The 10894-nt window shown below is 69.6% G+C and carries 13 protein-coding genes; 6 read left to right on the top strand and 7 right to left on the bottom strand.

Going from position 1 to position 10894, the window contains the following annotated elements; genetic code table 11:
* Window positions 1-19: 19 nt before the first annotated feature.
* The gene (locus IEY88_RS20520; RefSeq protein WP_189156392.1) at window positions 20-736 is read right to left on the bottom strand and encodes a haloacid dehalogenase type II; all 717 of its coding nucleotides are present in this window, start codon (window positions 734-736) and stop codon (window positions 20-22) included.
* 52 nt (window positions 737-788) lie between these two features.
* Here IEY88_RS20520 and IEY88_RS20515 point away from each other — a divergent pair, with 52 nt between their 5' ends.
* Window positions 789-1436, top strand: coding sequence for a GntR family transcriptional regulator (locus IEY88_RS20515; protein WP_189156391.1), 648 nt, complete (start codon window positions 789-791; stop codon window positions 1434-1436).
* Here IEY88_RS20515 and IEY88_RS20510 read toward each other — a convergent pair.
* Entirely contained in the window at window positions 1433-3865 is a 2433-nt protein-coding gene (locus IEY88_RS20510) for a penicillin-binding protein (protein ID WP_189156390.1), read from the bottom strand. The two genes, IEY88_RS20515 and IEY88_RS20510, sit on opposite strands and share 4 nt — an antisense overlap.
* Window positions 3866-4102: 237 nt before the next feature.
* Between IEY88_RS20510 and IEY88_RS20505 the strand changes: the two genes are divergently transcribed.
* Window positions 4103-4393, top strand: a complete 291-nt coding sequence (locus tag IEY88_RS20505; RefSeq protein WP_189156389.1) for a WhiB family transcriptional regulator — start codon at window positions 4103-4105, stop codon at window positions 4391-4393.
* Between the two features lie 4 nt (window positions 4394-4397).
* Here the strand turns inward: IEY88_RS20505 and bagB are convergent, their stop codons facing one another.
* The 3 genes from bagB to IEY88_RS20490 are packed head-to-tail and all read right to left on the bottom strand — an operon-like array spanning window position 4398 to window position 6807.
* A complete protein-coding gene (bagB, locus tag IEY88_RS20500) occupies window positions 4398-5522 on the bottom strand; it encodes an ATPase BagB (protein ID WP_189156388.1) in 1125 nt (374 codons plus the stop codon).
* Window positions 5519-6511: an ATPase BagA gene (bagA, locus tag IEY88_RS20495; protein ID WP_189156387.1), complete on the bottom strand. Its 993-nt coding sequence runs from the start codon at window positions 6509-6511 to the stop codon at window positions 5519-5521. The genes bagB and bagA overlap by 4 nt, the downstream gene beginning before the upstream one ends.
* 44 nt (window positions 6512-6555) lie before the next feature.
* Window positions 6556-6807, bottom strand: a complete 252-nt coding sequence (locus IEY88_RS20490; protein WP_189156386.1) for a hypothetical protein — start codon at window positions 6805-6807, stop codon at window positions 6556-6558.
* Window positions 6808-6875: 68 nt separating this feature from the next.
* Between IEY88_RS20490 and sp36 the strand changes: the two genes are divergently transcribed.
* From sp36 to IEY88_RS20470, 4 genes are read left to right on the top strand one after another with little or no spacing between them, the layout of a single operon-like run.
* Window positions 6876-7031 carry a Sp36 family protein gene (sp36, locus tag IEY88_RS20485; RefSeq protein ID WP_086668176.1) on the top strand — a complete coding sequence of 52 codons (156 nt, stop codon included), beginning with the start codon at window positions 6876-6878 and terminating at the stop codon, window positions 7029-7031.
* Entirely contained in the window at window positions 7028-7483 is a 456-nt protein-coding gene (locus IEY88_RS20480) for a RidA family protein (protein ID WP_189156385.1), read from the top strand. Before sp36 ends, IEY88_RS20480 begins: the two co-directional genes overlap by 4 nt.
* Window positions 7484-7517: 34 nt before the next feature.
* Entirely contained in the window at window positions 7518-8120 is a 603-nt protein-coding gene (locus IEY88_RS20475; RefSeq protein WP_189156384.1) for a hypothetical protein, read from the top strand.
* An 11-nt stretch (window positions 8121-8131) separates the two neighbouring features.
* Window positions 8132-9265 carry a hypothetical protein gene (locus IEY88_RS20470; RefSeq protein WP_189156383.1) on the top strand — a complete coding sequence of 378 codons (1134 nt, stop codon included), beginning with the start codon at window positions 8132-8134 and terminating at the stop codon, window positions 9263-9265.
* Here IEY88_RS20470 and IEY88_RS20465 read toward each other — a convergent pair.
* Both IEY88_RS20465 and IEY88_RS20460 read right to left on the bottom strand, forming a co-directional pair.
* Window positions 9259-10068, bottom strand: a complete 810-nt coding sequence (locus IEY88_RS20465; protein ID WP_229693577.1) for an MBL fold metallo-hydrolase — start codon at window positions 10066-10068, stop codon at window positions 9259-9261. The two genes, IEY88_RS20470 and IEY88_RS20465, sit on opposite strands and share 7 nt — an antisense overlap.
* Window positions 10065-10859 (bottom strand): NUDIX hydrolase, encoded by a 795-nt coding sequence (locus tag IEY88_RS20460; protein ID WP_189156382.1) that lies wholly within the window; start codon window positions 10857-10859, stop codon window positions 10065-10067. The genes IEY88_RS20465 and IEY88_RS20460 overlap by 4 nt, the downstream gene beginning before the upstream one ends.
* Window positions 10860-10894 lie beyond the last annotated feature (35 nt).

Below are 10894 nucleotides of genomic sequence, written 5' to 3'. Positions count from 1 at the left end.
ACCGCTGCGCCACCCCGGCTCAGAACGCCTTGTCGACCACGTCCGCGAACTCGCCCATCGACCCGAACTCCAGGTCGTAGCCGTAGTCGCCGGACGGCTCCGGCGTCGCGCCCCAGCCCGGCCGGTCGTGCCGCCGGTTGATCCACACGGACCGCAGGCCCTCGCGCTTGGCCGGCACGTGGTCGTGGAACAGGCTCTGCGCCACGTGCAGCAGCTCCGAACGCTCCACGCCCAGCGAATCCAGCTCACGGTCCAGCGCGCGGAAGTGGTTCTCGGCGGGCTTGTACGCGCCGACGTCCTGCGCGGTGACGATCGCCGCGAAGTCCCCCCGCAGCCGCAGGTTGCTGGCCGCGAACCCGTCGCGGTGCACGTTGGACAAGATGATCAACTTGTAGCGGGAAGCCAGGCGCGCCAACGCGTCCGCCGAGTCGGGAAACGCGGGCCAGTCCCCGACGGACGAACCCAGCCGCCGCGCCCACTCGTCGCTCACCTCGCGGCCCAAGCTCTCACCCGTGCGCCGGAACGCCTCCGCGAGCACGTCCGGGTACAACCGGAACGGCTCCTCCGCCGCCACGGCCGCCTCCTCCTTGCTGTACGCCAGCAGCAGTTCCTCGTTCGAGAGGTCGAGGCCCTGTTCGCGAGCCCACGGCGAGAACACGGCGGTGATGCCGGTCTCCCAGTCGATGAGCGTGCCGTAGCAGTCGAAGCTGAGCGCCTTGAACGTCGTCAGGTCCATGACCCAAACTGTAGTACAGTTCAACTGTAGGGCAACTGGGTAAACTGGCCCCATGTCAGCCCTCGACGGCCTCGAAGTGCGCCGCACCACCACGGCCCAGCAGCTCGCCGACGGCCTGTCCGAACGGATCATGGCGGGCGCCTTCGGCCCTGGTGACAGGCTCAGGGAGAGCGCGATCGCGGCCGAGCTGGGCGTCGCGCGCAACACCATCCGCGAGGCCGTCCGGATCCTCGAGCTGACCGGCCTGGTGCGCTACGAGGTCAACCGCGGCGCCGTCGTCATCGCGCCCACGCGGGAGAAGATCGAGGCCCTCTACACGGCCCGCGAACGCCTGGAGACCGCCGCGCTCGCCCGCACCCCGCGTCCGGAGCAGCTCGAAGCGATCACCAACGCGTTCGACGCGCTCGTCGAGGCCGCCGAGAACGACGGGAGCCAGATCGTCGACCGCGACCTCGCGTTCCACCAGGCGATCGTCGCGCTGCTCGACAGCACCAGGCTGGACGAGTTCTTCGCCGGGCTGACCAAGGAACTGCGCTTCTACCTCACGGTGCTCTCGAAGCAGGAGACGCCGGACGAGGTGATCGCCGAGCACCGCGCCATCCTCGACGCCCTCCGCCTCGGCGACCGCGACACGGCGGTCGCCGAGATCCGCGCTCACGTCGACGTGAGCGTGAAGCGCCTCAACGCGATGCTGGGCTAGCGGTTCGGCTCGGTCGGCAGCGTGACCGGTGGCGGCTGGTTACCGGGGTTGCCGGGGTTCGGCGGCGGCTGGGCCGGCGGTTCCGAGGCCACCGGCGGCGGCACGTACCCCGAGCTCACCGACAGCGTGATCACCGTGCCGCGCAACGCGTTGCCGCGCGGCGACTGGCTGACGACCGTCCCCTTCGGCTGCTCCGAGTTCACCGACTGCTGGCTCACCTTGTAGCCGGCCTGGTCCAGGATCCGCGTGGCGTCGTTGATCTGCTTGCCCACCACGTCCGGCACCTGGATCTCGCGGCCGCCCTTGAGGTAGCGCTGTTCCACCTGCGGCAGCGGGGACGCGGGCGCGGCGCCGTGCACCTTCGTCATCGTCTCGAACCACGTCTTGGCCGGGATCGTGCCGCCGAAGATGTTGCCGCTGCCGCACAGCCGGGGCTGGGCGCCGAGGCAGATCGGACGGGGCGAGGTGCCGTCGTTGAACGTCTGCACGGCGCCCGCGAAGTCCGGGGTCGCGCCGATGAACGCCGCCGACTTGTACTCCTCGGTGGTGCCCGTCTTGGCGATCATCGGACGGGTCCACTTGGCGTTGCGGGCGGCCTGGGCCGCGGTGCCGTTGCCGACGTCGTCCTTGCTCATGCCGACCGCCAGGCCGTTCGCGAGTCCCTCGGCGACGACCTGCTCGCACGGCGCCTCGTTGACGGGGACGGACTTGCCGTTGCGGTCCAGCACCTTCGCGATCGGCGTGGGCGGGCACCACCTGCCGCCGCTCACGATGGTCGCCGCCACGTTCGCGAGCTCCAAAGTGGACACCGGGGCCGGGGAGAGCGTGAACGACGCGTTGCCGCCGTTCTGCTTGTAGAACTCCGTCTGCGAGATGCGGTTCTGCTTGTCCTTGGCCTTCGGGTCCGGCCTCGTGCCCTGCAGGTTCGTCGCCATCGTCTCGCGCATGCCCAGGCGCGAGGCCATGTCCACGACCGCGTCCATGCCGGTCTGCTCCTCGAGGATCACGAAGCCGGTGTTCGGCGACGTGGCGAGGGCCTGCTGCAGCGTCATCGACGACGGGTAGCTCGAGTCGAAGTTCGACAGGCAGTACCAGCGCGTGCCGGGCTCGCCGGTGCTCGGGCAGCGCTGGGCGCCACCCTTGAAGACCCGCGACGTGTGCGAGGTCGGTGTCGGGATGACGTTCTCGATGCCGAGACCCTTCTCCAGCGCCGCCGCGGCCGTGAAGACCTTGTAGATCGAACCCGCGCCGAACTTGTTCTCCACGCCGCTCGGCAGGTCGTACGTCGTCTGGCGCAGATCGGACTTCAGGCCGTAGTCGCGGTTCGCGACCAGCGCCAGCACGTCGTGGCGCTCCTTGCCGGGCTTGACGACCGCCATCGTGTTCGCGATGCCGTCGATGGTCTTGCCGACACCCGCCTCGGCCGCCGCCTTGGCCTGGGAGGTGACCGCACGGTCCAAAGTGGTCTGGATGACGTAGCCGCCGGTGCGCAGCTGCTCCTCGCTGAAACCCGCGCGCTGCAGGTAATTCACGACGTACGAGCAGAAGAAGCCGTTTTCCGGACCGGCACCGACACAGCCGTTCGGCGGGGTGCGGACCGGAGTCGCGAGCCCCAGTCCCTCCTTCTTCGCCGCCTCACCCGCGTCGCGCGACAGCTTGTCGTTCTCGACCATCCTGTCGATCACTTTGTTGCGGCGGTCCATCGCTTTGTCCGGATACGCTTCGGGGTCGAGCGCTGACGGACTGTTCACCATTCCCGCGAGCATCGCCGACTGGGGAACCGTCAACTTGTCCGGAGTCGTGTTGAAGTAAGCCTGCGCCGCCGCCGCGATGCCGTAAATGGTCGAACCAAAAGGAACGACGTTGAGGTAGCGGGCGAGGATCTCCTCCTTGCCGAGCTTGCGCTCCAGCTGCAACGAGATCCGGGCCTCGCGCATCTTGCGCGCGATGGTCTGCTCCTGGGCCTTGGCCTGCTCCAGCTTGTTGTTCCTGGCGACCACGTGGACCAGGTAGTTCTTGACGTACTGCTGGGTCAGCGTCGACGCGCCCTGCGACACCGAGCCGCTGACCTGGTTCGTCAGACCCGCACGGATCGTGCCCTTCCAGTCGACGCCCTGGTGCTCGTAGAACCGGCGGTCCTCGACCGAGATCAGCGCCGCCTTCATGGTCGGCGAGATCTTCTCGGGAGGTGTCAGCACTCTGTACTGGTCGAACAGGTAGGCGATCGGGGCGCCCTCCTTGTCCGTGACCGTGGTGATCAACGGAGGATCCGTCGTCACGAGGTCGGCCGAGATGCTGTCCACCGTGTCGCTGGCCCTGTTCGAGACGAGGCCTGTCGCACCCACGACTGGGAACAGCATGCCGGCGAGGAGAACCCCAGCCAGCAGGCACAGGCCGAGCATCTTGAGCACGCCATTCCTGACTCGCACGCAGGTCAGCGTACGCCGTACACGAACGGGTGAAGGTGATCAGTAAGTGTCGTTACTCAGCATGAGTAGTCATACGCACGACAGGTAACAGTCGGGTGACCCAGGCTTGGACAGGGAACCGAACGGCACTACAGTCCGTCAACGTCCAAGGAATGCAGCCGTAGCTCGAACGCTACGGCATCCGTGGCAGGGGTGTGGCGGATTTCCACATTTGGACAGCACTGAGGAGTGGGGGATATGAACCAGGGGGATTGGCGTATCAACGCTTCGTGTCGTGACGAGGAGCCGGACCAGCTCTTCGTTCGTGGTGCGGAGCAGCGCAAGGCGAAGCTCGTGTGCCTGGGTTGCCCGGTGCGCATGGAATGCCTGGCCGAAGCGCTCGACAACAAGATCGAGTTCGGGGTCTGGGGAGGCATGACCGAGCGCGAACGCCGTGCTCTGCTGCGCCGCCGTCCGGACGTCGACTCGTGGCTCGAGCTTCTCGACAACGCCCGTCAGGACCACGTCGAGGACACCCGGGTCGGGTAACCACCTACTCGCCGGCGAGGCGACGGCCTATCTCTCTGAGGCCGTCGAGGTCGTGCACGTCAGCAGGCAGGGCGGGCACGCCGACCAGCGGAACGCCGGGGTGGGCACGCGTGAACCGGGCCAGCAGCCGCTTCTCACGATCGGCGACTGCGACCCGGTCCGCGTGCAGCCGGAGCACTGCCGCGGCGAGCGGCGCGTCACCGGAGCGGTCGAGGTCGTCCGCTGCGGCGAGCGCCTTCGCCGCGGGCAGGTCCGCCGCCAGCACGGGGTGCGTCCTGTTCGCGACGAGCCCGCACAACGGCATCTTCTCGGCGCTGAGCCGCTCCACGAAATAGCTCGCCTCGCGCAGGGCGTCGGGTTCGGCCGCGGCCACCACCACGAACCCGGTTCCGGGCGAGCGGAGCAGTTCGTACGTGCGCTGGGCGCGCTCGCGGAATCCGCCGAACATGCTGTCGAAAGCCTGAACAAAGGTTGAAGCGTCCTGCAACAGCTGGCCGCCGACGATCGTCGAGACGGCGCGCGTGAAAAGGCTGAAGCCGGTTCCTACAATTTTCAACAACCCGCGACCCGAAGCACGCGCGGGTGCCGACAGCATCCGGATGAACCTGCCGTCGAGCACCGTCGAGAGCCGCTGCGGCGCGTCCAGGAAGTCGAGCGCCGACCGCGACGGCGGGGTGTCGACGATGATCAGGTCCCACTCGTCCTGCGCCACCAGCTGGCCCAGCTTCTCCATCGCCATGTACTCCTGCGTGCCGGAGAACGACGAGGAAATGGTCTGGTAGAAGGGGTTCGACAGGATCTGGTCGGCCCGGTCGCGGCCCGCGTGGGTCAGCACCATGTCGTCGAACGTGCGACGCATGTCGAGCATCATCGCGAACAGCTCACCCTTGGGCTCGAAGCCGTCCACGACGACCTCGCGCGGGTGGTTGTCCAGTTCCCGCAGGCCCAGCGACTGCGCGAGGCGCCGCGCCGGGTCGATCGTCAGCACGACCACGCGCCTGCCGCGCTCGGCCGCGCGCAACGCCAGCGCCGCCGCGGTCGTCGTCTTGCCGACCCCGCCGGAGCCGCAGCACACGAGGACGCGCGTCTCCAGGTCGTCGAGCAACGGGTCGAAATCGAGCCTGTTCATCGAACTCCCGCCGCGACCAGCACCTCGGCCAGCTCGTAGAGCGCGGCCACGTCCACCCCGTCCGTCAGGTCGGGCAGCTCCAGCGTCGGCAGGTCCGACTGGCCGAGCAATTCCGCGGCATCCTGTTGTGACCGCACCCGGATGGCGTGCTCCACCGTCTCGTCGACCAGGCCTTCGAGGGTGAACTCGTCGAGGTCGAGCCCGGCGGTCTTGAGCCCCGCGCGCACCCGCGACTCGTCGAGCCTGCCCTCGGCGGCGACCGGCAGCGAACGGGCGGGCAGCCGCGTCGGCTGGACCCGGTTCACCAGCACCGCGCCCGGACGCAGGTCGGCGCCGTCCAGTTCGGCGACGGCGTCCAGCGTCTCGCGCACCGGCATCTCCTCCAGCAACGCGACCAGGTGCACCGCCGTGTCACCGGAGTGCAGCAGCCGCACGACGCCCTCGCTCTGCCCCTTGATCGGCCCGACCTTGGCGAGGTCGGCCATGGCCTTGGTGACGTCGAGGAACTTGACCACGCGCCCGGTGGGCGGCGCGTCCAGCACGACGGCGTCGTAGAGGTGGCGGCCGTCCGGCCCGGTGCGGTTCACGCACTCCTTGACCTTGCCGGTCAGCAGGACGTCGCGCAGGCCCGGCGCGAGCGTGGTCGCGAACTCGATCGCGCCCATCTTGCGCAGCGTCCGGCCCGCGAAGCCGAGGTTGTAGAACATCGCCAGGTACTCGAGGAGCGCGGCCTCCGCGTCGACCGCGAGCGCGTGCACCTCACCGCCGCCCGGCGCGGACGCGATCCGTTCCTCCGAGTAGGGCAGCGGGGCCCGGTCGAAGAGCTGGGCGATGCCCTGCCTGCCCTCGACCTCCACCAGCAGCACCCGGCGGCCACCGGTGGCCAGGGCGAGCGCCAGCGCGGCCGCGACTGTCGTCTTGCCCGTGCCGCCCTTGCCGGAGACCACGTGCAGACGGGCTCGGGTCAGCTCCTCGGTCCACGACGTCACACGTCCAGACTATGTGTGAAACCGGTCGGAGGTGGATCGGTCGGTCAATCCACCATGGTGAGGAAGAGAACTGCCATGGCGGTGGCGGCGACCAGTGCCCAGGCCACGACCGACGGCAACCACAGCGCGATGCTCGCCGTGAGGATGACCACGACCACGAGTCCGATGAGCCCGGCCTGCCAGACCTGGGTGCGCTGACTGTGCTTGCGGTCACGCACCTGGGCCATGGCGACGAGCACCATCACCAGCCCACCCACCGCGAACAGGCCGGTGGCGATGATCCGCCAGGTCTCCATGTGATCAAGGTAGCTCCAACCGGCGGAACCGCGCAGGCGCCGCCTGGGTGGCAAGTTAGGCTCCGCGCATGACGAAGTGGGAGTACGCGACCGTGCCGTTGTTGATCCACGCCACGAAGCAGATCCTCGACCAGTGGGGCGAGGACGGCTGGGAGCTGGTCACGGTGCTGACGAACCCGACCGGTGAGCAGCACGTCGCGTATCTGAAGCGGGTGAAGGCATGACCACCTGGAGCAACCGCCTGAAGGAGCTCGGCATCGAGCTGCCCGGCGTCGCCGCCCCGCTCGCCGCCTACGTGCCCGCCACGCAGAGCGGTCCGTGGGTGTTCACGTCCGGCCAGCTGCCGTTCGTCGAGGGCAAGCTGTCCGCCACCGGCAAGGTCGGCGCCGACGTCTCCCCGGAGGAGGCGAAGCAGTACGCCGCGACGTGCATCCTCAACGCTCTCGCGGCGGTGCACGCGCTCGTGGGGATTGACTCGATCAAGCGAGTCGTGAAAGTTGTCGGGTTCGTGGCCTCCGCCGAGGGCTTCACCGGCCAGCCGGGTGTCATCAACGGCGCCTCCGAGCTGCTCGGCGAGATCTTCGGTGACGAGGGCAAGCACGCCCGGTCCGCCGTGGGCGTGGCCGAGCTGCCGATCGGCGCTCCGGTGGAGATCGAACTGATCGTCGAGGTCTGAGTTCCGGGCTCTGGCGTTTGCTGAAGGGTGTGACATGTCGGACACGTGCCACGAACTGCTGCTGCGGCTCGCCGGACGCCTTCCGGACGACCTGCTGTGGCGGTACCGGGACTGGGCCGCCTCGGACGCGTACGCGGTGCTCGCGCGCTCGTTGCCGCGCACCCTTCTGCACGGCCGCATCCCTCTGACGGATCACGAACTGCGCCTTTTGCAGGACGCGCTCGTGCCCTACGGGGCGGAACCGGGATACCTCAGTTCGGTCAAAGGACTGGACGAACTGCCTGCCACCGACTACACCTTTTCCCCGGAATCACCCGATCGGGTGGTGATGGGGGATTCCGCGACCGTCGTCCTCGGTGCCACGCTGCGAGGCCGGCACGGGGTCGGTGAAGTTCGCTCCTGCTGGCGCATCGGTCCCACCGGGATCAACCGCGTCCTGCTGGTGGCGGCCAGCACCGGCCACGCCCGGCTGACCGGCGAGCTGCAGCGCGTTCTGCGGGCGTTGGGCGAGCACGACCCGTGTGTCGAGGTCGTGTCGTCCGGCATGGACCTGCCGCCCTACCACCGGGCGGCGCTGGCGGCATCGGAGCTGGTGTGCGCCGGCGCCGAGTCCGATCAGCACCTGGTGCTGAGCTAAGGAGAACTGACGTGACGAACGACGGTGTCGGCCTGCCGGTCCGTCTCCACGATCTCCTGCTGTCGATGGCCGGGCGCGTGGACGACGCCGCTCTGTCGCAGGCCCGCGAGTTCCTCGCGGTCGGAGAACTGGACCGCTCGATCGAACTGATCGTCGGCACGCTCCTCGCGGGCAGCATCCCGGTGCTGCCGGACGAGCGCGCCGCCATCACGTGGATCCTCCACGAGGTCCGCTCGGACGCGTCGCTGACCGACCGCCTGCCGGTGGTCGAGATGCTGCCGTTCATCCGGCACCGCTTCACCTCCGAGACCGACCCGGCCTCGGACATCGCCGCCGACCTGACGCGTGCGGTGTCGGTGCTGCCGGACATCCGCGCGGTGCGGTGCGTCTGGCGTTCGTCGCCGACGGGATCCACGCCGGGTCCGTTACCGCAGCGAGTGGTGCTGGTGGACATCGGTCCGCAGGGCTTCGCGCCCGCGACCGCCTACCGGGTCGACTCCGTGCTGCGCAAGGCGGGCGTCCGTGCCGCCGTCGAGGTCATGACGACCGGCGTGCAGCTCAGCGACTACCACGCCGCCGCGGTGACGTCGTCGCGCGCGGTGCCGATCTCCGGTGCCCCGGCCGCGTCGCCGATGGCCGACCACGTCGCCCAGCAGCAGGCCTGGTTCGACCAGCCGGCCGAGGAGCTTCCCGCTCCGGCGCCGGTGGCCGAGCCGACACCGGCGCCGGAGCAACTGGAAGAGACCGGCTCACGACGCACACGTTCCACACCGACGGCGCTGGAGGGCTCGCAGCCCTTCCCGCCCAAGCCCGTCAAGCGCCTCCCGATGGTCGCGGCGGAGCCCGAGCCCGAGGTGCTGCCCGAGCCCGTGCCGATCAACCGCGCCGAGATCACCACCGAGCTCAAGCCCGACGAGCTGGCGGCCCTGCAGGCCGCTCTCGCCGAGCCGGCCGGTGAACCGTCCTCCGTGGACGCGAACCTCAGCGAACGCGAGCGGGCCCTGCTGCAGCAGCTGCACGAGGAGCTGGCGCAGCGGGAGCAGACCGGGTCACCGGGGTCCGACAGCGGCCGCTGGCAGATCGACCGCTCGTCGTCGCGCCAGTCGGCGTTCGGGGCCTCGAACAACGGCCACCAGCCTCAGTAACCGGTCCGCAGGTATTCGAGCTGGGCCCGCACCGACCACTCGGCGGCGGGCCACAGCACCCTGTCGACGTCCGCGTAGACGACCTCGACGACCTGGCGTGGCGTCGGTGCGCCGCCGAGCTGCTCGACGGCCCTGCGGACCTGTTCCAGGCGTTGCGTGCGGTGGGCCAGGTACCTGCGCGCGGCTTCTCCGGCGTCGGCGAGCTCGGGGCCGTGACCGGGCAGCACCGCGGTGCCCTCCGGCAGTTCGGCGAGCAGCTCCAACGACTCGAAGTAGTCGCCGAGCCTGCCGTCCGGGTGGGCGACGATCGTCGTGCCGCGGCCCAGGACGGTGTCCCCGGTCAGCACGGCCTCGCCGTCGATCACGAAGCACAGCGAGTCGCTGGTGTGGCCGGGCGTGCCCAGGACGCGGAGCTCCAGGCCGGAACTGGTGATCACGGCGCCGTCCGTGAGGCCCTCTGAGCCGTGCGTGAACGTCGGGTCGAGTGCGCGCACCGGTGCCTTCACGAGCTCTCCGAACCGGCGCGCGCCCTCGGAGTGGTCGGGATGGCCGTGGGTCAGCAGGATCTCCGAGATCGGGCCGACGGCAGCGATGCGCTTGAGGTGTGCGTCGTCGAGCGGGCCGGGGTCGACGACGACGTACGACGTCGCGTCCGGGGCCTTGAGCAGCCACGTGTTGGTGCCGTCGAGCGTCATCGGCGACGGGTTGTCCGCGAGCAGCACGGCCGCGTGCGGTGTGACCTGGCGGAGTTCGCCGTAGCGCGGGTGCTCCGCGCGGGCGCCGATCAGCGGTGAGCCGCTCACTGGAACACCACCCGGATGACGTCGCCGTCGCGGATCAGCTTGGGGATGATCTTCTCGACGCTGCGTTCCTCGGCCATGACCTTCTCGACGCTGCCCAGGGCACCCACCTCGTCGAGCGTGCGCCAGGTGGGCGGCATGAGCATGCGGCGGCCCTCCTGCGCGTCCTGAATAGCCTCTGCGGGCGTCTGCCAGGAAGCGTCGGACGCCTCGGTCGTCTCGCCGTCCGCGTTCTGGCCCTGCGGCAGTGCGGCGACGAAGAAGCGGGTGTCGTAGCGGCGGGGCTCCTCGTACGGCGTCACCCAGTTCGCCCACGGTCGCAGGAGGTCCGCGCGCAGCACGAGGTTGTTGGCCGCCAGGAACTGGGCCAGGGAGATGTCGCGGTCGACGAGTTGCTGCCGCGCCTGCGAGTACTCCGCCGTGTCCGCGACGACCGACGTGGCGTCGGGGCCCGCGAGCAGCACGCCGGACTCCTCGAACGTCTCGCGCACGGCGGCGCACACGAACGCGCGCGCCGTTCCCGCGTCGACGTCGAAGATCTCGGCCCACCACTCCGGCGGCGGACCGGCCCACGCGACGGACGTGTCGGCGTCGCGCCGATCCACGCCCCCGCCGGGGAAGACGCTCATGCCGCCCGCGAACGCCATGCCCTTCACGCGGCGCAGCAGGAAGGCTTCGAGGCCCTCGGCGCCGTCGCGGAGCAGGACCACGGTGACCGCGTCCCGGGCCTCGGCGGGTTGGGAGACCGGCTTCGCGGGTACCAGGTTCCCCGGCAAGGTCATGTCGTCGGGCATCCTCCGAGCGTACGACCGCGCTAACCCGAGGATGG

Origin of the sequence: Lentzea pudingi (assembly GCF_014646255.1) — a bacterium.
GTDB lineage: Bacteria > Actinomycetota > Actinomycetes > Mycobacteriales > Pseudonocardiaceae > Lentzea > Lentzea pudingi.
Note: the sequence above shows the minus strand (reverse complement) of the source record. Positions and strands in the feature narration are given on the sequence as shown.